Source organism: Pseudomonas sp. FP818, from assembly GCF_030687335.1.
Lineage (GTDB): Bacteria > Pseudomonadota > Gammaproteobacteria > Pseudomonadales > Pseudomonadaceae > Aquipseudomonas > Aquipseudomonas shahriarae.
In genome coordinates this window covers 818196-842104 of record NZ_CP117427.1, presented here as the reverse complement: position 1 = coordinate 842104, position 23909 = coordinate 818196, and the positions used below count along the sequence as shown (strand labels likewise).

Sequence of the window (23909 nt, the reverse complement as noted above, 5' to 3'; positions counted from 1 at the left end):
CTTACAGGTCGCCGAAGAAGCGCTTCACGCCTTCGAACCAGCCAGCGGTCTTGGGCGAATGGGAGCCATCACCGGCCAGCGAACCGCGCAGCTCTTCGAGCAACTCACGCTGACGACGATCCAGGTTGACCGGCGTCTCGACAGCCACACGGCACATCAAGTCGCCCGCACCGCCACCGCGCACCGGCGCCACACCTTTGCCACGGATCCGGAACTGCTTGCCGGTCTGAGTCCCCTCGGGGATCTTCAGCTTGACCCGCCCTTCGAGGGTCGGAATCTCCAGCTCGCCACCCAGGGCCGCATCGACAAAACTGATCGGCACTTCGCAGAACAGGTGCTTGCCGTCACGCTGGAAGATCGCGTGCTCGCGCACATTGATCACCACGTACAGGTCGCCCGTCGGACCACCCTGCGCGCCGGCCTCGCCCTCGCCCGACAAACGGATACGGTCGCCAGTATCAACACCCGCCGGCACTTTCACCGACAGGGTCTTGTACTCTTCGACGCGCCCTTCGCCGTGGCAGGAATCGCACGGATCGGAAATGATCTTGCCCTGGCCATGGCAGCGCGGGCAGGTTTGCTGCACCGAGAAGAAACCCTGCTGCATGCGCACCTGGCCAATACCGCCACAGGTCGGGCAGGTGATCGGCGAGGAGCCTTTCTTGGCGCCCGAACCGTCACACGGCTTGCAATTGACCAGCGTCGGCACGCGGATATTGACGCTGGTGCCGCGTACGGCCTCTTCCAGATTCAGTTCCAGGGTGTAGCGCAAGTCGCTGCCACGCTGGGCACCGCCGCGCTGACCACCACGACCGCCGCCGAAGAAGTCGCTGAATACATCACCGAAAATATCGGAGAAGTTCTGCCCGCCAAAGCCAGCCCCGCCGCCGCCCATGCTTGGATCGACACCGGCATGGCCATACTGGTCGTAGGCTGCACGCTTGTTCGGATCACACAGGCATTCGTAGGCCTCATTGGCCTCTTTAAACAATTCTTCGGATTCTTTGTTATCCGGATTACGGTCCGGGTGGTGCTTCATCGCCAGGCGACGGTAAGCCTTCTTCAGGTCCGCCTCGCTGGAACCGCGCTCCACACCCAATACTTCGTAATAGTCACGCTTTGCCATAAGTCTTTGCACTCTTAAGGACGTCCGGCAAAACCCTCCTGAGCCTGCCAAACTCGTTGAGCCCCAATACAGGCCCGGACCCAACTCACGTCAAATTCAACGATCCTGGTCTTTACTGCTTTCAGCCGAGACCCAGCCAAAAACGCGGTGCCTGTCGATCGCAAAGCAGGAGCATTCCCGATCACACCGCCAACATCCGAACCTTGTCGCATGCTGTAAAAATTCGCGTACCCCAGACACGCCAACGCGGGAGCAAGCTCCCGCGCGGCGACATCCTACCAGTCACCGCTTGATAGCGGTCAACCGGGCGACCAAGTTACTTCTTCTGGTCTTCTTTTACTTCTTCGAACTCGGCATCGACAACGTCGTCGTGCTTGGCTTCAGGTTCTGCCTGTTGCGCAGCACCGTCACCTTGCGGAGCCTGCTCGGCGTACATCTTCTGAGCGACCGGCGCGGAGACTTTCGACAGTTCCTCAACCTTGGCTTCGATGGTGGCCTTGTCGTCGCCTTTAACAGCGGCTTCCAGGGCAACCACGGCGGCTTCGATTGCGGTCTTCTCTTCAGCAGTCACTTTGTCGCCAGCATCCGCGATCATTTTGCGAGTCGAGTGAACCAGTGCATCACCCTGGTTGCGGGCAGCGGCCAGCTCTTCGAACTTGCGATCTTCCTCGGCGTTCTTTTCAGCATCGTTGATCATCTGCTGAATTTCTTCCTCGGACAGACCGGAGTTGGCCTTGATCACGATCGACTGAGTCTTGCCAGTAGCCTTGTCCTTGGCGCCTACGTGCAGAATGCCGTTGGCGTCGATGTCAAAGGTCACTTCAATTTGTGGCACGCCACGTGGAGCGGGTGGAATCTCGGCCAGGTCGAACTTGCCCAGGGACTTGTTCTGTGCAGCCTGCTTACGCTCACCTTGCAGCACGTGAATGGTCACGGCGCCCTGGTTGTCATCGGCAGTCGAGAACACTTGCGATTTCTTGGTAGGAATCGTGGTGTTTTTCTCGATCAGCGCGGTCATCACGCCGCCCATGGTTTCGATACCCAGAGTCAGCGGGCTGACGTCCAGCAGCAGCACGTCTTTCACGTCGCCGGCCAGTACCGCACCCTGGATGGCAGCACCCATGGCAACAGCTTCGTCCGGGTTCACGTCTTTACGTGCTTCTTTACCGAAGAACTCGGTGACCTTCTGCTGTACCAGCGGCATACGGGTCTGACCGCCAACCAGGATCACGTCGTTGATCGAACCAACGTCGATACCCGAATCTTTCAGGGCGATGCGGCAAGGTTCGATAGTGCGCTGAACCAGGTCTTCAACCAGCGATTCCAGCTTGGCGCGCGAGATCTTCACGTTCAAGTGCTTAGGACCGGTGGCATCTGCAGTGATGTACGGCAGGTTCACGTCGGTCGAATTGCTCGAAGACAGTTCGATCTTGGCTTTTTCAGCAGCTTCTTTCAGGCGCTGCATCGCCAGCGGGTCACCTTTGAGGTTCATGCCGCTTTCTTTCTTGAATTCGTCAACGAGGTAGTCGATCAGACGAATGTCAAAGTCTTCACCACCCAGGAACGTGTCACCGTTGGTCGCCAACACTTCGAACTGGTGCTCGCCATCGACTTCAGCGATTTCGATCACGGAAACGTCGAAAGTACCGCCACCCAGGTCATAAACGATCACGGTGTGGTCGCCCTTGGCCTTGTCCATGCCGTAGGCCAGAGCGGCCGCGGTAGGTTCGTTGATGATACGTTTTACGTCCAGGCCCGCGATGCGGCCGGCGTCTTTGGTCGCCTGGCGCTGGCTGTCGTTGAAGTAGGCCGGAACGGTGATCACCGCTTCAGTCACTGCTTCACCGAGGTAGTCTTCGGCAGTCTTCTTCATCTTTTTCAAGATTTCAGCCGAGATTTGCGGTGGCGACATTTTCTGGCCGTTCACTTCAACCCAGGCGTCACCGTTGTCAGCCTTGGCGATTTTGTACGGCACCATCTTGATGTCTTTCTGTACGACTTCTTCGTCGAACTTACGACCGATCAAACGCTTCACCGCGTACAGGGTGTTATGCGGATTGGTCACAGCCTGACGCTTGGCGGACTGGCCTACCAGGATCTCGCCGTCGTTGGCGTAAGCCACGATGGACGGAGTGGTACGCGCGCCTTCTGCGTTTTCAATAACCTTGGATACGCCGTTTTCCAGCACGGAGACGCAGGAGTTGGTAGTCCCCAGGTCGATACCGATAATTTTGCCCATGATTCACTCTCCCGAAACTTTGGATTTGGTTGCCGCAGCAGTGGTGGCTAACTGCGGTAGCACTTAAACGCTTGACTTATAAATGGGGTCGTTACGAACGATTTCAAGCCTGCTCGTCAATCGACGGCGAAACCGGTGCGGGAGCCTTGCTCACCACCACCATCGCCGGGCGCAACAGGCGACCATTGAGCTGGTAGCCCTTCTGGAACACCTTCAACACGCTATTAGGCTCAAGGTCAGCATTTTCCTGCATGGCCATGGCCTGGTGATGCTCCGCGTTGAACGGCTCGCCGCCTTGCGGATCGATTGCTTCCAGCTGATAACGCTTCAGGGTGTCCTGGAACATTTTCAGGGTCAGTTCGATCCCTTCGCGCATGGCACGGATGTTTTCGTCGTCCGGACTGGACAGCTCCAGGCCACGCTCCAGGCTGTCGATGATCGGCAACAGATCACCGGCAAACTTCTCCAGCGCAAACTTGTGGGCTTTCTCTACATCCTGCTCGGCGCGGCGGCGGACGTTCTGCAGATCGGCAGCAACACGCAAAGCCTGATCCTGAGCGCCTGCCAGTTGCTCTTCGAGCACTTGCACACGAGCCGCCAGGTCTTCACCCGCTGCCTGCGAGGCCTGGTTGGCGTCTGGGTTTTGCGTATCCAGCGTCTGTTCGTCAGCCATAGTTTTCTCCTTTCGAAATCCTGCGCGAACTCAACTCGCGCTTCTGTTCCGGTATATGGGGCCACAATTTCCAGGTTCAAGGGCGGACATACCCCGACTCACACTTTCCCGCACATTCCACATAGAGCTAAAAAAACCCTTTATCCAAGCAAATTGAGCTAAGTCGCAGGATTGTCAGCGCCAAACAAAACACTGTATAAATAACCAGACCTAAAGCCTGGGAGCGGCCACTATGCTGGTTCACCTGTCCGTACATAACTACGCCATCGTTGAGCATCTGGATCTTGAACTGGATCGCGGGATGAGCGTAATCACAGGCGAAACCGGCGCCGGCAAGTCGATCATGCTCGACGCCCTGGGCCTGACCCTGGGTGATCGCGCCGACAGCGGTGTGGTTCGCCCCGGTGCAGACAAGGCCGACATCCTCGCGACCTTTGACCTGGCAGATATTCCGGAAGCCAGCGCCTGGCTGGCCGAGCGCGACCTTGACAGCGATAGCCCGTGCATTCTGCGCCGGGTGATTACCGCCGAAGGCCGCTCGCGGGGCTACATCAATGGCACGCCCTGCCCCCTCGGCGACCTGAAGGCCCTCGGCGAGTTGCTGATCGACATCCACAGCCAGCACGAACATCAATCCCTGCTGAAAACCGATACCCATCGCCGACTGCTGGATGAATACGCCGGCGCCACCGACCTCGCCCGCCAGGTGCAATTGGCTGCACAACGCTGGCGCCAGACCCGCCTGGAACTGGAGCGCCTATCCAATTCCGGCGACGAGCAACGCGCCCGCCACCAACTCCTCAGCTATCAGTTGGAAGAACTGGAAAGTCTGGGCCTGGGCGAAACCGAGCTGGAACAGCTGGAGCAGGAGCACAAGAACCTGACCAATGCCGAAACCCTGCTGGGCATCTGCCGCCAGGTTGTCGAGCAATGCAGCGAAAGTGACTCCGGCAATGTACTGAACGCACTGACGGCAAGCCTTAACCGCCTGTCGAGCGTAAACAGTGGCTCTGGCTCCCTGAATGAAGCCACCACCCTGCTGACCAGTGCGCAGATCCAGGTCGAAGAGGCCGTTGGTGAACTGAACCGCTTCCTTGACCACTTCGATGCTGACCCGGCCCGCCTGCAAGAGATCGAAGAGCGCCTCGACACTATTTATACCCTGGCGCGCAAACATCGGATCCAGCCGACCGAAGTGGCGGCCATGCAGCAAAAGCTGCTGGACGAGATCGAAACCCTGAATGCCAATGATGAATCCATCGAGCGCCTGGGCGATGAACTGGCTTCCTTTGCCCGTCATTATCAGGAAAAGGCCCGGGAACTGAGCGACCTGCGGCACCAGGCCGCGACCGGACTGGCCTGCGCCGTTGAGCAGGAGATCCAACGCCTGGGCATGCCGGGTGGACGCTTCACCATCGAGTTGCACGCCAACAGTGGCAACGAACTACAGCCCAATGGCCTGGAACAGGTCGAATTGCTGGTAAGCGCCAACCCGGGACAACCCCTGAAGGCTCTGGCCAAAGTCGCCTCCGGCGGCGAACTGTCACGAATCAGCCTGGCAATCCAGGTTATTACCGCCCAGACCTCGCGCGTACCGACCCTGGTCTTCGACGAAGTGGATGTGGGGATTGGCGGGCCGACCGCTGAAATTGTCGGCCAATTGTTGCGCCGCCTGGGTGAGCGCGGACAAGTGCTAACCGTTACCCACTTGCCACAAGTTGCAGCCCAAGGGCATCAGCATCTATTTGTGCACAAGGTACGGGGCAGCGACGCGACACATACCGCCGTGTCCAAGCTGAACAAGACCGAACGGGTGGAAGAAGTCGCGCGCATGCTTGGCGGCATCGACCTGACCAAGGAGTCCCTGGCCCACGCGAAGAAAATGGTGGTAACGGCGAAGGCTTGAATCCTTTTTTTTCGGATTTTCTCTGGCGGCAGATAGCATGAAGGCGACCCTAGGGTCGCCTTCGATCGTTGCGCAGAGCGAATCTGCAGCGCTTTTTTACTTTTTCTTACGGATGTACAACACAAGATTGTGGTCAACCAAATCGAATCCATGCTCCTCAGCGATTTCGTGCTGAAGCTTTTCGATTGCCGGGCTGGTGAACTCAATAACCTCATTGGTATCCAGGTCAACCATGTGGTCGTGATGACCACCGTCAGCCAATTCAAACACCGCATGACCGCCGTCGAAATTATGACGAACCACCAGCCCTGCGGCTTCGAACTGGGTCAGTACACGGTAAACCGTGGCCAGGCCGACGTCCTCGTTAGACTCCATCAGCGCCTTGTAAACATCCTCGGCACTCATGTGGCGCTGCTCGGCGGAATCGAGCATTTGTAGAATCTTGACTCGTGGCAGAGTCACTTTAAGACCGGCTTTGCGTAGTTCGCTATTTTCAACCATGGTTAGCTTTCTCGCGGATGCTGCTTCGCAGCTTCTCTTAATACGGGTATGATCGGCGTTTACGTTGTCCCAGCCAAGATAGTGGAAGTCGCCCACCGATGCAAAACACCAAGCTCTTGCTAACCAGTTTCACCCTTGTGGGACTGCTCGCACTCGCCGGTTGTTCATTCCCCGGGGTTTACAAAATCGACATCCAGCAGGGCAATGTCGTCACGCAGGACATGATAGACCAGTTACGCCCGGGAATGACCCGACGGCAAGTACGGTTTATTATGGGCAATCCCCTGCTGACCGACACATTCCATGCCGATCGCTGGGATTATCTCTATAGCCTGCAGCCTGGAGGCGGAGAGCGCCAACAGGAGCGCGTCAGTGTCATCTTTAATGGCAACGACCAACTGGTCAGCCTTTCCGGCGACTTCATGCCCGGCGTAAGCCGTGATGAAGCCCTGTTGGGCAAGGACAGCGGGACCAGCGTCACTGCGCCAGCGCAGAATGCTGAAAAACCCAAGTCCGAGGTGCCGGCCAAGCCTGGCTCCTTGCTGGATACCATCCAGAAAGACATCGACAGCGTGGAAACCGTTCCGGTGCCAACGCCAGAACCTCTGGATACAACCCCGCAATAATTTGTATCGCTCAACAAAAAGCCCGGCATGCCGGGCTTTTTGTTGCCTGCTATTTCACAGGTTATGAATTTTGCCGCCGGGCTTCAGCCGCTTTAGCTGCTCGCAGGCGCCTGACCTCTTTGGGATCCGCCAGCAAGGGGCGATAGATCTCGATGCGATCGCCGACCTGGACATTACGGGTTTCAGCGTCCGCCACAACCTTGCCGAAAATCCCCAAGGGGCAAGCGGCGATATCCAGCTCGGGAAACTGTGCCGCAATGCCCGACGCCAGCACCGCAGCCCTCAGGCTCGTACCCGGCGCAACCGCCAGGTTCAACAACCGTTGCCGGTCTACCGCAGCGTAGACCACCTCAATTTCGATCAACGACTCAGCCATGCAGTTGCTTGGCCCGCTGGCAAAACGCATCCACCAGGGTATTCGCCGCCTGATTGAACAGCGGCCCCAAGGTCGCGCGCACAATGGAGCCTGCGTAATCAAACGTCAGGTCCAGGCTGATCTTGCACGCCTTCTCCCCCAGCGGCTTGAACACCCAGACGCCGTGCAGTTGAGTGAACGGCCCTTCTTCGAGATTCATCTCAATCGACTGACCGGGAACCAGCACATTACTCGTTACAAACTTCTGACCAAGCCCACCCTTGGATACCTCCAGGCTCGCGCGCATATGCTCATCGCTGCTCTCCAGCACCGTGGATGAGGAGCACCAGGGCAGGAAATCCGGGTAGCTCGCCACGTCGTTGACCAGGTCATAGAGCGCTTGCGCCGGGTAAGGCAGCAGGGCCGAGCGTTGAATATGCGTCGTCATGGGAGCGTTATTTCCGAAGCTGAGCGGCAAACATCGCGAAAAGACTGCCCGATTCGCGAGAGAAAAAACCAGAAAACTGGCGGTATTGTCCGGGATTCATCCAACACGCTCAAGCACGCAGGTTGACCGTAGCCGACACGCTCGCAACTGCCTATAATGCCGCCCCTATGGCTAAACAAAAGAAACACCCAACAGGGACCATCGCGCAGAACAAAAAGGCGCGACACGATTACTTCATCGAACATCGGTTCGAGGCTGGTCTGGTCCTGGCCGGCTGGGAAGTAAAAAGTCTGCGCGCCAGCAAGTTGCAACTGGTCGACAGTTACGTGCTGCTCAAGGATGGCGAGGCCTGGCTGCTCGGCAGTCATATCACGCCGTTGATGACCGCCAGTACCCACGTCATTGCCGACCCGGTGCGCACACGCAAGCTGCTGCTCAATGCCCGCGAACTGGAAAAGCTCGCTGCTGCGGTCCAGCAGAAGGGTTATGCCTGCGTCTGCCTGTCGTGGTACTGGAGCAAGCACCTGGTCAAGTGCGAGATCGCACTGGGCAAGGGCAAGAAGGAATACGACAAGCGTGATACCGAGCGCGAACGCGACTCCAATCGAGAATTGCAGCGCGCCGTACGCAACAAGGGCAAGGAAGACTGATCTTCCCCCGCCTCTTGAAGCGAGCCGATGTGGCCAGGGAGCCTGCTCCCTGCGCCGCAATTGCAGGCTATATCCCCTTGCGCCGCTCTGCCCGAGCCATACGCTGCACTTCCTGACGCACCTCTTCCAACACTTCCTGCACGTACAGCAGGTGACGTGTTGAGACCTCGCGCGCCTGTTCCGCCCGCCCCTCGATAATCGCCAGATACAAATCCCGATGCTGGTTGATCAGCATATCCCGGGTTTCGGTGCGTTGCTGGTACATGCCGCCGATATTGGTCACCACGTTACGCTTGAGCAAATCAAACAAGCCCCGGATGGTGTGCAGCAATACCGCGTTATGGCTGGCTTCGGCGATAGCCAAGTGAAACCTGGCGTCGGCCGCGCCTTCCTCAATGCGACTCACCTCATCATCCCGTGCATAGCAATCCTGCAAGGCGTCAAAGGCGGCAGTCAGCCGTTCGCGATCCACTTCCGTGGCACGCAAGGCGGCGTAATAAGCGCAAGACGCTTCAAGCGTCTGACGAAATTCCAACAGATCACGCTGGGCTTCGGGGTTGCTTTCCAGCAGATGCAACAATGGATCGCTGAAGGTTGAACCCAGCGTCTCCACCACATAATTGCCGCCGCCCTGGCGACTGACCAGCAGCCCCTTGGCCGCCAGCTTCTGGATCGCCTCGCGCAATGACGGACGCGACACACCGAACTGTTCAGCCAGTGCGCGCTCGGCAGGCAATCGCTCACCCGACTTCAACGTGCCCTCAAGGATCATCCCCTCAAGCTGCTCGACAATATCGTCGGACAAACGGCGCTGACGCACCTGATCAAACGCCATAACTGACTCTCCACGATCCCGGCCACTCGCCGGGCCCTCTATTCTGGCCTATTGCGGCGGCGTCGGCACCTATCAGAACCCCTTTGATTGCACCGATCAGACCCCGCCCCGTCGACATACGACCAAAGTTTCTCAAGCGGCAAATTGACACGCCACCCCGAAGGCTCTTAACCTAGCCCACAGCGATTGTAAATTGGTCTTACCAATTATCCAAATCAGCTGAGCATGCATGACCAACAACAATTAGGGGCCACCCCATATGCAAACCTGGCAACAGCTCTACAGCCCACTCGGCAGCCTTGGCCTGTCCGCACTGGCCGCCGTTATCCCGATCATATTTTTCTTCCTGGCCCTGGCGGTGTTTCGCCTTAAAGGCCATGTTGCCGGGAGCATCACCCTGGCGCTGTCGATCCTGGTGGCGATATTTGCCTTCCAGATGCCGGTCGATATGGCATTCGCCGCTGCCGGCTATGGCTTTGCCTACGGCCTGTGGCCAATCGCCTGGATCATCGTCGCCGCGGTATTCCTCTACAAACTGACGGTCAAGAGTGGCCAGTTCGAAGTGATCCGCAGCTCGGTGCTGTCGATTACCGATGACCAGCGCCTGCAAGTGCTGCTGATCGGCTTCTGCTTCGGCGCATTCCTGGAAGGTGCCGCCGGTTTCGGCGCACCCGTGGCGATTACTGCCGCGCTGCTGGTCGGCCTGGGGTTCAACCCACTGTACGCCGCCGGCCTGTGCCTGATTGCCAACACCGCGCCAGTGGCGTTCGGCGCCCTGGGGATCCCGATCATCGTGGCCGGCCAGGTCACCGGCATCGACGCCTTCAAGATCGGCGCCATGACCGGTCGACAGCTGCCGCTGCTGTCGCTGTTCGTGCCGTTCTGGCTGGTGTTCATGATGGACGGCCTGCGCGGCGTCAAGGAAACCTGGCCTGCGGCACTGGTGGCCGGCTTGAGCTTTGCCATCACCCAGTACTTCACCTCCAACTTCATCGGCCCGGAACTGCCGGATATCACCTCGGCCCTGGCCAGCCTGATCTCCCTGACTCTGTTCCTGAAAGTCTGGCAGCCCAAGCGTACAGCGGGCGCACAGATTGCTGGTGCCACCTCCAGCGTTTCGGTTACCGGCAGCGTCGGCGGTTTCGGCCAGCCGCGCACTTCCGTGGCTTCGCCTTACAGCCTGATGGAGATTTTCAAAGCCTGGTCGCCGTTCCTGATCCTGACCGTGCTGGTGACCATCTGGACCCTCAAACCGTTCAAGGCGATGTTCGCCGCCGGCGGCTCGATGTACAGCTGGGTGTTCAACTTTGCGATTCCGCACCTGGACCAGATGGTGATCAAGGTTGCACCCATCGTCACCAACGCGACGGCCATTCCAGCAGTGTTCAAGCTGGACCCGATTTCCGCCACCGGCACGGCGATCTTCTTCTCCGCACTGATCTCCATGCTGGTGCTGAAGATCAATTTCAAAACTGGTCTGACCACTTTGAAAGAGACCTTCTACGAGTTGCGCTGGCCGATCCTGTCCATCGGCATGGTGCTGGCGTTCGCATTCGTGACCAACTACTCCGGCATGTCTTCGACCATGGCTCTGGTACTGGCCGGCACCGGCGCGGCATTCCCGTTCTTCTCGCCGTTCCTCGGCTGGCTGGGTGTGTTCCTCACGGGTTCCGATACCTCGTCCAACGCCCTGTTCAGCTCCCTGCAAGCTACCACCGCACACCAGATCGGCGTCAGCGACACCCTGCTGGTAGCGGCAAACACCAGTGGCGGCGTAACCGGCAAGATGATCTCGCCACAGTCGATCGCCGTGGCCTGTGCCGCGACCGGCCTGGTCGGCAAGGAATCCGACCTGTTCCGCTTTACCCTCAAGCACAGCCTGTTTTTCGCCACGATTGTCGGCCTGATCACCTACGCCCAGGCGTACTGGTTCACCGGCATGCTGGTGCATTAAGACCACAGGCAATACCGTAAGAACCGACGCCGCAACCGCTTTGCGGCGTCAGCTATTCACAACCCAGTCTGCAGGACCGTGGCGCCAAGGCTCCCCAGACTGGGTGCTGCTGATCCTGGAGGCCCCATGAGTCTGCCCATCGCGTTCCTGGATGCCGTCGCACGACTGATCCCGAAAGATCGACGCTTCGACGATCCTCTTTCCACCCTGGCTTTCGGCACCGACCCCAGTTTTTACCGACTGATCCCACAACTGGTGGTGCGCGTCGAATCGGAAGATGAAGTGGTCGAGTTGCTGCAACTGGCGCAACGTGACCGCGTACCAGTGACCTTTCGCGCAGCCGGCACCAGCCTCTCCGGCCAGGCCATCAGCGATTCAGTGCTGATTGTGCTCGGCGATAACTGGAACGGGCGCGAGATTCGTGGCCAGGGTACGCAAATCCGCCTGCAGCCCGGCGTCATTGGGGCCCAGGCCAACGCCTGGCTTGCGCCGTTCGGGCGTAAGATCGGTCCGGATCCAGCGTCAATCAACGCCTGCAAGATCGGTGGGATTGTCGCCAACAATGCCAGCGGCATGTGCTGCGGCACCGCCCAGAACACCTACCACACCCTGGCCGGGATTCGCCTGGTGCTGGCCGACGGTAGCCGCCTCGATACCGAGGACGCCACCAGCGTCGCGGCGTTCCGCCAACAACACAGCCAGTTGCTTGAGCGCCTGGCCACCCTGGGCCGCGAGACCCGGGCCAATCCTGAATTGGCGGCAAAAATTCGCCATAAATACCGTCTGAAAAACACCACCGGGCTGTCACTCAATGCCCTGGTGGATTTCGACGAGCCACTGGATATTCTCAGCCACCTGCTGGTGGGTTCCGAAGGCACTCTGGGCTTTATCAGCGCAGTGACCTACGACACCGTCATTGATCACCCGAACAAAGCTTCGGCGCTGATCGTATTCCCGGATGTAGAAACCTGCTGCAACGCCGTAACCGTGCTGAAAACCCAGCCGGTGTCAGCGGTTGAGCTTCTGGACCGACGCAGCATGCGCTCGGTGCAGGACAAACCCGGCATGCCCGCTTTCGTACAACAACTATCGGAAAGTGCCTGCGCGCTATTGATCGAATCCCGCGCCGCCTCGTCCACATTGCTGCATGAGCAACTGGCGCTGATCATGGCCTCGCTGGCCGACTTCCCCGTCGAGAAGCAAGTCGACTTCACCGAAGACCCGCTGGAAAACGCGCGCCTGTGGGCGATCCGCAAGGACACCTTCCCCGCCGTCGGCGCCGTACGCAAGACCGGCACCACGGTAATCATCGAAGACGTGACCTTCCCGGTGGAGCAGCTGGCCATTGGTGTGAACCGCTTGATCGAGCTGTTCGACAAACATCACTACGACGAAGCCATCCTTTTCGGACACGCCCTGGAAGGCAATCTGCACTTTGTGTTCACCCAAGGCTTCAACAGCGCCGAAGAAGTCACACGCTATCAAGCGTTCATGGATGACGTGGCACAACTGGTGGCCGTGGAGTTCGGCGGTTCGCTGAAAGCCGAACACGGCACCGGTCGTAACATGGCGCCCTTCGTCGAACTGGAGTGGGGCAGCGATGCCTATCAGTTGATGTGGCAACTCAAGCGCCTGCTCGATCCCAACGGCATTCTCAACCCAGACGTGGTGCTCAGCGAAGATCCGCAAATCCACCTTAAAAACCTCAAGCCCCTGCCCGCCGCCGATGAGATTGTGGATAAGTGCATCGAGTGCGGTTTCTGCGAGCCGGTATGCCCCTCCAAGGGCCTGACCCTGAGCCCGCGCCAACGCATCGTGATCTGGCGTGATATCCAGGCGCGCAAACGCGCCGGCATCGACACCACCGAGCTGGAAGCGGCGTATCACTATCAAGGCATCGACACCTGTGCCGCCACCGGGCTGTGCGCCCAGCGCTGCCCGGTAGGTATCAATACCGGCGACCTGGTGAAAAAACTGCGCAGCCGTGAAGCAGGCAGTACGAAAACCGCCGAGTGGCTGGCCAGCCACTTCTCCACCGCACTGCAAGGCGCACGCTTCACCCTGCATGTGGCCAACGGCGCCCGCATGCTACTGGGCGCGCCACGCCTGGCGAAACTTTCGGCCTCCATGACCAAGCTGTCCAAGGGGCAAATCCCGCAGTGGACCAGCGCCATGCCACAGCCGGAAAAAGCCATCCGCTTCAGCCCCGCCGTCAACGATGAACGCCCACGGGTGGTCTACCTCGCGGCCTGTGTATCGCGGGCAATGGGGCCGGCGGCCGGGGACAAAGAGCAAATGTCGCTGTACGACAAAACCCGCGGCCTGCTGGAAAAAGCCGGTTACCAGGTGGTCATCCCGGACAACCCGGACAGCCTCTGCTGCGGCCAGCCCTTCGCCTCCAAAGGCTACGCCGAACAGGCCGAACACAAACGCCAGGAACTGATCGGCGCCCTGCTCCACGCCAGCCGTGGCGGTCTCGACCCGATCTACTGCGACACCAGCCCCTGCACCCTGCGCCTGGTCCAGGACCTGGGGCAAACGCGCCTGGACCTCTACGACCCGGTGCGGTTTATCCGCACCCACCTGATGGACCGCCTGGACTTCACACCCCAGGATGCACCGATTGCCGTGCATGTGACCTGCAGCACCCAGCACCTGGGCGAAAGCCAGGCCCTGATCGACCTGGCCCGGCGTTGCAGCAACAACGTGGTAATCCCCGAAGGCATTCACTGCTGCGGGTTTGCCGGCGACAAAGGCTTCACCACGCCGGAGCTCAACGCCCACTCCCTGCGCTCCCTCAAGGACGCCGTGCAGTACTGCAGCGAAGGCATCTCCACCAGCCGCACCTGTGAGATCGGTCTGACCCAGCACGGTGGGATTGATTACCACGGCCTGGTCTACCTGGTTGACCGGGTGACCCAGGCCCGCGCAATAAAAACGAACCCCTGCGAACTGGCGTAGTCACTTGCTTAAGCCCCGGGCAACCGGGGCCGACCCATGACCTCGCCGGCTGCCCGCACGTACCGCGCAGCATCGAGACCTCTTTGCACAAGGAGATACCCATGAAGCGTTCCGTACTGGCTGGTGTATTCGTTACCGCTGCGATGCTGGCCTCCCCCGTGTTTGCCGCAGGCAACGAAGCAGATCTGTGTCAGATCAACCTGGATAAAATCAACAACGGCAAAGCACTGCTCGCCACGGACACCAGTGGCAAAAGCGGCGAGATCGACACGGCCGTCTCCCAAGCCAAAGCAGCCCACGCGGCCGGTGATGAGAAGAAGTGTATCGAGATCACCTCCAAAGCCCTGCAAGACCTGCAGAACCTGGACAAAGGCGGCAACCCATAACCCGCCAACCGCTCAAGGCCAACCTTTCGGGTTGGCCTTCTGTGACCGTTTGACGTACACTGCGCAGGCTTGTCGCTCACGATCACATCGAGCAACAAGCACGGGGCCGTTTAGGATTCGACGCCGGTTGCGAACCTTTAGGTGCATGCCGAGTTGGTAACAGAACTCGTAAATCCACTGTTGCAACTTTCTATAGTTGCCAATGACGAAACCTACGGGGAATACGCTCTCGCTGCGTAAGCAGCCTTAGCCCTTCCCTCCTGGTACCTTCGGGTCCAGCAATCACCAGGGGATGTCTGTAAACCCAAAGTGATTGTCATATAGAACAGAATCGCCGTGCAGTACGTTGTGGACGAAGCGGCTAAAACTTACACAACTCGCCCAAAGCACCCTGCCCTTCGGGTCGCTGAGGGTTAACTTAATAGAAACGGCTACGCATGTAGTACCGACAGCAGAGTACTGGCGGACGGGGGTTCAAATCCCCCCGGCTCCACCACTTCATCATCTAAAGACGTCCACGGACGTCTTTTTTTGTGCCAGAAATCCAGTGAATACGGGGGTTTCAGGGCTGCGGGGGGCTTTCCAGTTTTTTTGAGTTCCAGGCGGTTTGGTATTCCCAATGGTATTCCCGGCTACCCGGCGCTAATCTTGGGAATACCAAAAGGTGTCATGGAGTACTTCTCATGTGCGCTCAAACCACCCGCCTCTCCGACCGCCAGCTCAAGGCGGTCAAATCGAAAGACAAGGATTACGTCCTCACCGATGGCGACGGGCTCCAGCTGCGAGTCAGGGTCAATCGCTCGATGCAGTGGAATTTCAACTACCGGCATCCCGTCACCAAGAATCGAATCAACATGGCACTCGGCTCTTATCCCGAGGTTTCTCTTGCGCAAGCGAGGAAGAAAACCGTTGAGGCCAGAGAGCTGCTTGCACAGGGCATCGACCCAAAAGCTCAGCGCAATGAGCTGCAGGAAGCCAAACGAGCGGAAACGGAACACACCTTCGAGAACGTGGCCACCGCCTGGTTCGAGCTGAAGAAGGATTCCGTCACGCCGGCGTATGCCGAAGACATTTGGCGCTCCCTCACACTGCATGTTTTTCCGAGCATGAAATCAACGCCTCTCTCGGAAGTCAGCGCCCCAATGGTCATCAAGCTCCTTCGTCCTATTGAGGCCAAAGGCAGCCTCGAGACAGTTAAGCGAGTGAGCCAGCGCCTTAACGAGATCATGACCTACGGGGTCAATTCCGGAATGATCTTTGCCAACCCTCTCAGCGGCATTCGAGCGGTGTTCAAGAAACCTAAGAAAGAGAACATGGCAGCGCTACCACCAGATGAGCTTCCGGAGCTCATGATGGAAATCGCGAACGCCAGCATCAAGCGGACGACCCGCTGCCTGATCGAATGGCAGCTACACACTATGACCCGCCCTGCCGAAGCGGCGACCACCCGATGGGCAGACATCGACTTCGACAAGCGCATCTGGACCATCCCGCCGGAGCGCATGAAAAAACGTCGGCCGCACACCATCCCGCTGTCCGACCAGGCACTCGCGCTGCTGGAGACACTCAAGTCCCACAGCGGTCACAGGGAATACGTGTTCCCGGCAGATAGAAACCCGCGCACCCACGCTAACAGCCAGACCGCCAATATGGCGTTGAAACGCATGGGCTTCCAGGACCGCTTGGTCAGCCACGGCATGCGCTCAATGGCCAGCACCATCCTGAATGAGCATGGCTGGGATCCCGAGCTGATCGAAGTCGCTCTTGCCCATGTCGACAAAGACGAAGTCCGAAGCGCCTATAACCGTGCGGACTACATTGAGCGAAGACGCCCGATGATGGCCTGGTGGAGTGAGCATATTCAGAAGGCCGCAACGGGTAGCCTGTTGGCATCTGCGATCAATCAAATCAGGGACTCCAACGTCGTGCCGATACGCTAAGGGCTCACCTCACGCGCAGATGGCCGAAAAATGACGCATCAGAGAAAATGGTGACTTTTCTCAAGGTCTCGTTTAGGCATGAATTGCAATCGCCTTTGCGAATACACTGTCGACCTGAAAATGGCCTCAGTGTGATGGCTAGCAACGATCTGTCTGGATATCGACCAATGCCTTTGACCCTACCCCAACTAGAGCGCCACCTGTTTAAGGCCGCTGACATTCTGCGCGGCAAGATGGACGCCTCAGAATTCAAGGAATACATCTTCGGGATGCTATTCCTCAAGCGCTGCTCGGATATGTTTGAGCAACGTCGCGAGGAAGTGATTCGCCTTGAAATGGAAGGTGGTAAAAGCAAGGTTCAGGCGCAGGTCTCTTCCGAGATCTCGCGCTGGTACAAAATAGAGGGCTCGTTCTGGGTGCCTCCGCAGTCACGCTACGAATTCTTGCTCAACGACGCACATCAGAACGTCGGCGACTTCCTGAATAAGGCGCTGACCGGTATCGAGACAGCCAACACCAGCCTGTACGACGTACTCGAACATATCGATTTCACACGCAAGGTCGGCCAGAGCAAGATCTCCGACATCAAGCTGCGCCAGCTCATCACGCACTTTGGTGTGTTCCGCCTGCGCAACGAAGACTTCGAGTTCCCTGACTTGCTGGGTGCTGCTTACGAATACCTGATAGGCGAATTCGCCGATTCGGCGGGCAAAAAAGGTGGCGAGTTCTATACGCCGCGCTCGGTGGTACGGATGATGGTCCGGCTCATCAAACCCGAACTCAAGCACGATATTTACGACCCCTGCTGTGGTTCCGGCGGCATGCTGATCGCTGCAAAGGAATACATCGACGAGCACGGCGAAGATGGCCGCAAGGCGAACCTGTTCGGCCAGGAATTCAACGGCACAGTGTGGTCCATCGCCAAGATGAACATGCTGCTGCACGGCATCAGCAACGCCGATCTGCAAAACGAGGACACCCTAGCCGAGCCCCAGCACGTTGAGGGTGGCGAGTTGAAGCACTTCGACCGCGTGCTCACCAATCCGCCGTTTTCCATCCACTGGGGCAATACCGAAAAGGATGCTGACGGCAAGCCCGCCTGGAAGCCCAAGTTTGAAGCCGAGCGTTTCTCTTATGGCCAGGTGCCGCTGGGCGCCAAGAAGGCCGACATGATGTTCCTGCAACACATGCTGGCCGTCACGCGCGACGGAGGCATGGTGGCCACTGTTCTGCCCCACGGCGTACTGTTCCGGGGTGGTGAGGAAAGAACCATCAGAAAAGGCATCATTGAGGACGACTTGCTCGAAGCTGTCATCGGCGTCGCCCCCAATCTGTTCTACGGCACCGGTATTCCGGCCTGTATTCTGGTACTGCGCCAGCTGGTACAGAAAGGTGCCAACCGCGTCAGCGGCAAACCCGCCGAGCGACGAGGCAAGGTGTTGTTCATCAATGCCGACCGCGAACTATTCGAAGGCAGGGCCCAGAACTACCTCCTGCCGGAGCACATCGAAAAGATCGTCACCACCTTCGACGAGTTTCGTGCCATCGACGGATTCTCAGCCATCGTCGACAACGCCATACTTAAGGCGAACGACTACAACCTTAACATTCGCCGCTATGCCGATAACTCCCCACCACCCGAGCCGCATGACGTGCGCGCCCACTTGGTCGGCGGCATCCCAAAGGCCGAGGTGGCCGACAAAGCCGGACTGTTCAGCGCCCATGGCCTGAACCCGATGGACCTGCTGGTTGAGCGTGAGGCCAAGTATCTCGACTTCGCGCCTGTGTTCGACAAACGACAGGCCCTCAAACCGACCATAGAAAGCAATACCGGTCTGGTCGCCAAGGAAGCAGCCATCCGCACCGCCTTTGAGGAATGGTGGAAAGCCCACAGCGAACGCATCACGGCACTGTCCGGGCAAATGGACAATGCAGCCAGCCTGGTAGCTTTGCGCAACGACCTGTTGGCCAGTTTCAGCCAAAGCCTGGAGGCCATCGGTCTGCTCGACCCCTTCCAGGTGCGCGGCATCGTTGCTGGCTTCTGGTACCAGACCAAGTACGACTTCCTCACCCTGATGGCGCGCGGAGCCAAGGGCGTGGCCGATGCCTGGCGCACTAGCATCGTCACCGCGCTGGAAGACAAAGCCAGCAAAGAGAGACCGCTGGAGCACAAGCTCGTCAAGTTTCTGATGAGTGATTTCGTGGGGGCTATCACCGAGCTGGAAGCCAAGAAGGCCGAGCTGGACAGCCAGATCAAGGCCGCAAGCCCCAAGGATGCCGACACCGAGGACGGCGAAGCCGTCGAGGCAGCAGAAGACGGTGCCGACGAAGAAAACGTCGTGGACGAGGCCCAACTCAAGGCCTGGAAAAAGGAACTCACTGCTGTCAAGAAGCAGCTCAAAGCCAAGAACGACAGCTTCAAGCAGCACATCGACGCCGCCGTTGAGGGGCTGACGCCGGAAGCCGCCGCTGAGCTCCTGCTGACCATCCTGCACAACGACATGCAAGCCATTGTCGAGCGCTACATGGCCGCGCAGCGCAAGCAGATCGTGGCCGCATTTGAAAACTGGTGGGACAAGTATCGGGTGACTCTGACCGAAATTGAGGGCAAGCGGGACGAAGCCACAAAAGCGCTTCAGGGGTTCTTGAAGGAGTTGCGGTATGTCTGAACCTTGGAAATCAACAACGATCCGGCAGTGCCTCGTTGAATCATTCGCCGGAGAGTGGGGCAGCGATCCGAAGCCAGGCAACGCAAAGGTCCTTCGAGCAACGGATATTGATGACGATGGACACGTAGTTGGTCCAGGTGCGGTTCGTCAATTGCCCATTGGGAAGCTGACTTCAAAGCGACTGTTAGACGGCGACATCCTCCTTGAAGGATCTGGCGGTGGGCCCGGCAAACCCGTGGGTCGAGTCGCCTACTTTAAAGCCAACGACCACCATGAAGTGGCAGTCTGTTCCAACTTCTTCAAGACACTGCGCCCAAAACGTAGTGAAGTCGAACCACGTTTCCTGCTGCGTAAGCTTGCCTGGTTCTATAAACAACCGGCTTTGCTGACTTTCCAACAGCAAACTACGGGAATCATCAATCTGAAATTCGAGGAATATCTTTCAGCACAGATTGAAATCCCTGAAGCCATTATCGAACAGGAGAAACTTGCTCAAGTCCTGGACACCCTCGACACCACCATCCATGAAACCGAGGCCATCATCGGCAAGCTCAAGGCCGTCAAGCAGGGTCTGCTGGACGACCTGCTGACGCGCGGCGTCGACGCCAACGGCGAACTGCGCCTGCCATACGCCGAGGCGCCGCATCTCTACAAGGAGTCGCCGTTGGGGTGGATTCCGAAGGAGTGGGATGTCGTCACGCTTGAGTCGGTATCCAAGCTGGTCACCAGCGGGTCGCGCGATTGGGCGCGCTTCTATGCTGACAGCGGTGCGCTATTCGTGCGCATTGGTAACTTGACGCGAGAGCACATCAACTTCCGCTACGAATCGACAATCTATGTACGCCCACCTAGGAATGCGGACGGGCAGCGGACACGGCTAGAATCCGGCGACATCCTAATTTCTATCACGGCAGACCTGGGTATCATCGGGGTCGTTCCAGATGGCTTGAGCGAGGCGTACATCAACCAGCACATTGCTCTCGTACGCCCCGACCTCAATGTTGTTGATTCGCGATTCGTTGGCCATTATCTGGCCGGACCAATTGCACAAACCTACCTTAGCAAGCTGAACGATGGGGGCGCAAAAGCGGGCCTCAACCTGCCAACGATCCGGGGTTTAGTAACGACAAAGCCGCATCGTGCCGAACAGAATATGATTGCCACACGCCTGGATGAAATCGACAACCGCATACAGAATGCGATGACCGAGTCTGCCAAGCTGCAACACCTCAAGGATGGCCTTATGGACGACCTTCTCACCGGCCGAGTTCGCGTCACATCACTATTGTCCGATGCCCTAAACCATGAAGGAAACGCCTGATGGGATGGGAGCTCGATGATGTCGAAACACCATTCGTCGCCCAGTTACAGGCACTTGGTTGGACCTATAAGGCTGGCAGTATCGACGATCCGGCAATCACCGGCCGAAGCAGTTTTACTGAGGTGATACAAGAGGGATTGCTGCGCGAGCAACTACGCGCGTTGAACCCAGGTGCGAATGATGCGCCTTGGCTGGACGATGCGCGACTGTCGGAAGTCGTGGCAGCTATCACACGGCTGGGAACGCACAAGCTCATAGAGGCCAATGAGAAAGCCACTGGGCTCCTGATCAAAGGCCTGACTGTGGAAGGGTTGCCGGGCTGGGACGGCGGACGGGGCCAGACGATTCGCTACATCGACTGGGATACCCCCGCCAACAACCGCTTCACGGTGATCAACCAATACCGCGTCGATTGCCCGCCTGGCTTCAATAGTGGCAAGGCCTTCATCGTTCCTGACCTGGTGCTACTGGTGAACGGCATCCCGCTGGTGGTAGTGGAGTGCAAGAGCCCGTCCGTCCCTGAGCCGCTGACCGAGGCGGTGGACCAACTGCGGCGCTACACCAATCAGCGCAAAGCTGCGCTTGAGGTGGACGACAATGAGGGCAACGAGGCGCTATTTGCCACCAACCAGCTGCTGGTGGCAACCAGTTATGACGAGGCGCGCGTGGGGTGCGTGGGTGCAGCCTTTGAGCATTATGCTCAGTGGAAGACGGTGGTCGGCCCTGATGGCGCAGGCAGCGAGATGGAGGTGGCTCAGGCGTTAGGCAAGGCGGCTCTATCCGAGCAAGAGCGCTTGATCGCCGGACTGCTTTCGCCTTCGCATCTACTGGATGTGGTGAAGAACTTCATGTTGTTCATGCAGACAGGCGGCCAGACCATCAAGACCGTATGCCGCTACCAACAGTACCGGGCGGTAAACAGGGCAATTGCTCGCCTCAAGACCGGACAGACGCGGCTGCAGCACGGCGAACACGACCAGCGCGGCGGTATCATTTGGCACACTCAGGGTTCCGGCAAAAGTCTGACAATGGTGTTCCTGATTCGCAAAATGCGCACAGACGCGCGACTACGTCGCTTCAAGGTAGTCGTCGTCACGGACCGCAAAGACTTGCAGGGCCAGTTATCCACGACCGCCACGCTGACCGGCGAAGTGGTGGACGTAGCAGAGAGCACTGCGGGCATAAAAGCGCTGGCACGGCGCAAGGGCCCGGGACTGATCTTTGCCACGATCCAGAAATACCGTGACCCAGATAGCGCCGGTGATGCGCCGCTGACAGCGGACGATTTACCGAAACTGGAAGAGTCCAAGGCCATCTACAAGGCTGAAGAAAAATTTGAGGTACTGAACGAAGACGACAGCATCCTTGTGCTGGTGGACGAGGCGCACCGCACCCAGGCTGGCGACCTGCAAGCCAACCTGCTGGCGGGCCTGCCAAACTGCGCGCGCATCGGCTTTACCGGCACTCCAATCATTATGGGTGACAAGAAGCGCACCCATGAGATCTTTGGCGAGTTCATTGACCGCTACACCATCAAGGAAGCCGAGGCCGACGGCGCGACGGTCCCGGTGCTCTACGAGGGCCGCACGGCCAATGGAGCGATCAAGGACGGCGCCAGCCTGGACGAACTGTTCGAAGACCTGTTCCGCCAGCACCCCCCGGAAGAGCTGGAGGCGATTAAGAAAAAGTACGCCACTAAAGGCCACATCTTTGATGCCCCGGCGCTGATCGCCGACAAGGCCCGCGACATCATTCGTCACTACGTGACCAACATCCTGCCCAACGGCTACAAGGCGCAGGTAGTGGCGTACAGCCGGTTGGCCGCGATTCGTTATTTTGAAGCGCTACGGTCAGCCCGCGATGAGTTATTGGCCGAGGCGCAGGTACTCTCGCCCAAGGACAAGGCCCTAGATGACGAGGCCCTGTGCCAGCGCCCTTTGAGCGTGCAGGCGGTGGTGCAGGCCTGGCGGTACCGCGACACACTGGCGCGCATTGAGTTCGCGCCCATCATTTCGGGCAGCAACAATGACGACCCTGCATGGAAGCAATGGACAGACGGCGCGGCGCATGAGCAACTAACCAAGCGCTTCAAGAAGCCGCTGTTCAATGCCAAGCCGGAGAAGACCGACCCGCTGGCCTTCCTTGTCGTGAAGTCGATGCTGCTCACCGGCTTTGATGCGCCAATCGAAGGCGTGATGTACCTCGACCGTCCGATCCGCGAGGCGGAGTTGCTACAGGCGATTGCCCGCGTCAACCGTACCGGCTTCGGCAAGCGATGTGGCATCGTGGTGGACTACTACGGCGTGGCGCAGCATTTGAAGGAGGCGCTGGCAGCCTACGCCGATGAGGACGTGGACGGTGCGCTGGCCAGCCTAAAGGACGAAGTGCCGGTGCTGCGCGACAGGCACCTGCGCGTGGTGGACCTCTTCCGCCATCACGGTATCGAGTCGCTGGACGACACCGAAGCCTGCGTTGAGGCATTGGGCAGCGAGAAGTTGCGCGCCGAGTTCGCCGTCAAGCTCAAGGCTTTCTTGGGGTCCCTGGATACGGTGCTGCCGCGACCGGAAGGGTTGCCTTATTCAGGCGACGCAAAGCGCCTGGCGTACATCCATGCCCGCGCCCGCAATCGCTACAAGGACACGCCGGTACTGGGTAAGGATGTGGGTGCCAAGGTTCGTAAGCTGATCGACGATCATGTGATCTCGCTGGGCATCGACCCAAAGATCCCACCGATTCAGCTGACCGATGCCGAGTTCGATACACACCTTGCGCGTGCCGTAAACGACCGCGCCAAGGCTTCCGAGATGGAGCACGCGATTCGCTCGCACATCCGTAAGCACACCGATGAAGACCCGGTGCTGTACCGCAAGCTCTCCGAGCACTTGAACGACATTCTCAAAACACTAGGTGAAAAGTGGAACGAGGTGATCTCGCAACTGCAGAAGATTATCGACGAGTTGCGCACTGGCAAGGTGGGAGGTGCCGATACGCCGAGCGACTTGCCCGAACACTACGCACCGTTCCTCCGCACAGTCCTTGATGTCGTTTGTGCTGGCCAGACGCCAACTGCAGCCGAGTTGCTGCGCCTGAAGGATGTGACGGTTGAGCTGGTCGAATCTCTGGCTCAGGAACTGCAGAGCAACCGCAATATCTGGAGTCCGCACAAACGCGCCGCACAGGACGAGCTGAACGGCCAGTTATTCGACCAGCTAATGCGCCTTCGTCCGCCTCTGGTGGATGCGGACAAAGCCGGTGTGCTGGCCGACAAGCTGATGGAGCAGGCCCGCGCCAACCACGACAAGCTGGTGCAGGTGTAATC

The 23909-nt window shown here is 58.6% G+C and carries 17 protein-coding genes and 1 other RNA gene; 11 read left to right on the top strand and 7 right to left on the bottom strand.

The features are described from left to right. Nucleotide 1 precedes the first annotated feature (1 nt). The 3 genes from dnaJ to grpE form a co-directional block, all read right to left on the bottom strand. Nucleotides 2-1126, bottom strand: a complete 1125-nt coding sequence (gene dnaJ / locus PSH80_RS03625) for a molecular chaperone DnaJ (RefSeq protein ID WP_057440175.1) — start codon at nt 1124-1126, stop codon at nt 2-4. 316 nt (nt 1127-1442) lie between these two features. Further along, nucleotides 1443-3365: a molecular chaperone DnaK gene (dnaK, locus tag PSH80_RS03620; protein ID WP_057960662.1), complete on the bottom strand. Its 1923-nt coding sequence runs from the start codon at nt 3363-3365 to the stop codon at nt 1443-1445. Nucleotides 3366-3468: 103 nt separating this feature from the next. Beyond that, the gene (gene grpE / locus PSH80_RS03615; RefSeq protein ID WP_038445951.1) at nt 3469-4038 is read right to left on the bottom strand and encodes a nucleotide exchange factor GrpE; all 570 of its coding nucleotides are present in this window, start codon (nt 4036-4038) and stop codon (nt 3469-3471) included. A 232-nt stretch (nt 4039-4270) separates the two neighbouring features. Between grpE and recN the strand changes: the two genes are divergently transcribed. Further along, nucleotides 4271-5944 carry a DNA repair protein RecN gene (gene recN, locus PSH80_RS03610; RefSeq protein ID WP_057440176.1) on the top strand — a complete coding sequence of 558 codons (1674 nt, stop codon included), beginning with the start codon at nt 4271-4273 and terminating at the stop codon, nt 5942-5944. 96 nt (nt 5945-6040) lie between these two features. Here recN and fur read toward each other — a convergent pair whose 3' ends face one another. Next, entirely contained in the window at nt 6041-6445 is a 405-nt protein-coding gene (gene fur, locus PSH80_RS03605) for a ferric iron uptake transcriptional regulator (RefSeq protein ID WP_010562662.1), read from the bottom strand. Nucleotides 6446-6543: 98 nt separating this feature from the next. Here fur and PSH80_RS03600 point away from each other — a divergent pair, with 98 nt between their 5' ends. Next, nucleotides 6544-7071, top strand: coding sequence for an outer membrane protein assembly factor BamE (locus tag PSH80_RS03600; protein ID WP_128593141.1), 528 nt, complete (start codon nt 6544-6546; stop codon nt 7069-7071). 61 nt (nt 7072-7132) lie between these two features. On the opposite strand, the gene PSH80_RS03595 is transcribed toward PSH80_RS03600, so the two are convergent. Together PSH80_RS03595 and PSH80_RS03590 are read right to left on the bottom strand one after the other, a co-directional pair. Beyond that, a complete protein-coding gene (locus PSH80_RS03595) occupies nt 7133-7447 on the bottom strand; it encodes an RnfH family protein (protein ID WP_164844821.1) in 315 nt (104 codons plus the stop codon). Further along, the gene (locus PSH80_RS03590) at nt 7440-7874 is read right to left on the bottom strand and encodes a type II toxin-antitoxin system RatA family toxin (RefSeq protein WP_057440179.1); all 435 of its coding nucleotides are present in this window, start codon (nt 7872-7874) and stop codon (nt 7440-7442) included. Before PSH80_RS03590 ends, PSH80_RS03595 begins: the two co-directional genes overlap by 8 nt. A 167-nt stretch (nt 7875-8041) precedes the next feature. On the opposite strand from PSH80_RS03590, the gene smpB reads away from it, so the two are divergent. Next, nucleotides 8042-8524, top strand: a complete 483-nt coding sequence (gene smpB, locus PSH80_RS03585) for an SsrA-binding protein SmpB (RefSeq protein WP_029299012.1) — start codon at nt 8042-8044, stop codon at nt 8522-8524. 67 nt (nt 8525-8591) lie between these two features. Here smpB and PSH80_RS03580 read toward each other — a convergent pair whose 3' ends face one another. Further along, complete coding sequence (locus tag PSH80_RS03580) at nt 8592-9359, bottom strand: FCD domain-containing protein (RefSeq protein WP_057440180.1); 768 nt, start codon at nt 9357-9359, stop codon at nt 8592-8594. A gap of 259 nt (nt 9360-9618) precedes the next feature. Between PSH80_RS03580 and PSH80_RS03575 the strand changes: the two genes are divergently transcribed. The 8 genes from PSH80_RS03575 to PSH80_RS03540 all read left to right on the top strand — a co-directional run bounded on the left by PSH80_RS03575 (nt 9619) and on the right by PSH80_RS03540 (nt 23907). Then, nucleotides 9619-11313: a lactate permease LctP family transporter gene (locus tag PSH80_RS03575; protein WP_057440181.1), complete on the top strand. Its 1695-nt coding sequence runs from the start codon at nt 9619-9621 to the stop codon at nt 11311-11313. Between the two features lie 126 nt (nt 11314-11439). Continuing rightward, nucleotides 11440-14274, top strand: a complete 2835-nt coding sequence (locus PSH80_RS03570; protein ID WP_305419237.1) for an FAD-binding and (Fe-S)-binding domain-containing protein — start codon at nt 11440-11442, stop codon at nt 14272-14274. Nucleotides 14275-14375: 101 nt separating this feature from the next. Next, on the top strand, nt 14376-14660 hold the full coding sequence (locus PSH80_RS03565) for a hypothetical protein (RefSeq protein WP_057440183.1): 285 nt from the start codon (nt 14376-14378) through the stop codon (nt 14658-14660). A gap of 102 nt (nt 14661-14762) precedes the next feature. Further along, nucleotides 14763-15156, top strand: a transfer-messenger RNA (tmRNA) gene (gene ssrA, locus PSH80_RS03560). 187 nt (nt 15157-15343) lie between these two features. Next, nucleotides 15344-16600, top strand: a complete 1257-nt coding sequence (locus tag PSH80_RS03555; protein WP_305419234.1) for an integrase domain-containing protein — start codon at nt 15344-15346, stop codon at nt 16598-16600. 167 nt (nt 16601-16767) lie between these two features. After that, nucleotides 16768-19269 (top strand): N-6 DNA methylase, encoded by a 2502-nt coding sequence (locus PSH80_RS03550; protein ID WP_305419232.1) that lies wholly within the window; start codon nt 16768-16770, stop codon nt 19267-19269. Continuing rightward, a complete protein-coding gene (locus tag PSH80_RS03545) occupies nt 19262-20590 on the top strand; it encodes a restriction endonuclease subunit S (RefSeq protein WP_305419230.1) in 1329 nt (442 codons plus the stop codon). The genes PSH80_RS03550 and PSH80_RS03545 overlap by 8 nt, the downstream gene beginning before the upstream one ends. Next, nucleotides 20590-23907 carry a type I restriction endonuclease subunit R gene (locus PSH80_RS03540; RefSeq protein ID WP_305419228.1) on the top strand — a complete coding sequence of 1106 codons (3318 nt, stop codon included), beginning with the start codon at nt 20590-20592 and terminating at the stop codon, nt 23905-23907. The genes PSH80_RS03545 and PSH80_RS03540 overlap by 1 nt, the downstream gene beginning before the upstream one ends. Nucleotides 23908-23909 lie beyond the last annotated feature (2 nt).

Coding starts and splice junctions, on each gene's coding strand:
- dnaJ (WP_057440175.1), bottom strand. CDS start 1,126: ATGGCAAAGCGTGACTATTACGAAGTATTGGGTGTGGAGCGCGGTTCC.
- dnaK (WP_057960662.1), bottom strand. CDS start 3,365: ATGGGCAAAATTATCGGTATCGACCTGGGGACTACCAACTCCTGCGTC.
- grpE (WP_038445951.1), bottom strand. CDS start 4,038: ATGGCTGACGAACAGACGCTGGATACGCAAAACCCAGACGCCAACCAG.
- recN (WP_057440176.1), top strand. CDS start 4,271: ATGCTGGTTCACCTGTCCGTACATAACTACGCCATCGTTGAGCATCTG.
- fur (WP_010562662.1), bottom strand. CDS start 6,445: ATGGTTGAAAATAGCGAACTACGCAAAGCCGGTCTTAAAGTGACTCTG.
- PSH80_RS03600 (WP_128593141.1), top strand. CDS start 6,544: ATGCAAAACACCAAGCTCTTGCTAACCAGTTTCACCCTTGTGGGACTG.
- PSH80_RS03595 (WP_164844821.1), bottom strand. CDS start 7,447: ATGGCTGAGTCGTTGATCGAAATTGAGGTGGTCTACGCTGCGGTAGAC.
- PSH80_RS03590 (WP_057440179.1), bottom strand. CDS start 7,874: ATGACGACGCATATTCAACGCTCGGCCCTGCTGCCTTACCCGGCGCAA.
- smpB (WP_029299012.1), top strand. CDS start 8,042: ATGGCTAAACAAAAGAAACACCCAACAGGGACCATCGCGCAGAACAAA.
- PSH80_RS03580 (WP_057440180.1), bottom strand. CDS start 9,359: ATGGCGTTTGATCAGGTGCGTCAGCGCCGTTTGTCCGACGATATTGTC.
- PSH80_RS03575 (WP_057440181.1), top strand. CDS start 9,619: ATGCAAACCTGGCAACAGCTCTACAGCCCACTCGGCAGCCTTGGCCTG.
- PSH80_RS03570 (WP_305419237.1), top strand. CDS start 11,440: ATGAGTCTGCCCATCGCGTTCCTGGATGCCGTCGCACGACTGATCCCG.
- PSH80_RS03565 (WP_057440183.1), top strand. CDS start 14,376: ATGAAGCGTTCCGTACTGGCTGGTGTATTCGTTACCGCTGCGATGCTG.
- PSH80_RS03555 (WP_305419234.1), top strand. CDS start 15,344: ATGTGCGCTCAAACCACCCGCCTCTCCGACCGCCAGCTCAAGGCGGTC.
- PSH80_RS03550 (WP_305419232.1), top strand. CDS start 16,768: ATGCCTTTGACCCTACCCCAACTAGAGCGCCACCTGTTTAAGGCCGCT.
- PSH80_RS03545 (WP_305419230.1), top strand. CDS start 19,262: ATGTCTGAACCTTGGAAATCAACAACGATCCGGCAGTGCCTCGTTGAA.
- PSH80_RS03540 (WP_305419228.1), top strand. CDS start 20,590: ATGGGATGGGAGCTCGATGATGTCGAAACACCATTCGTCGCCCAGTTA.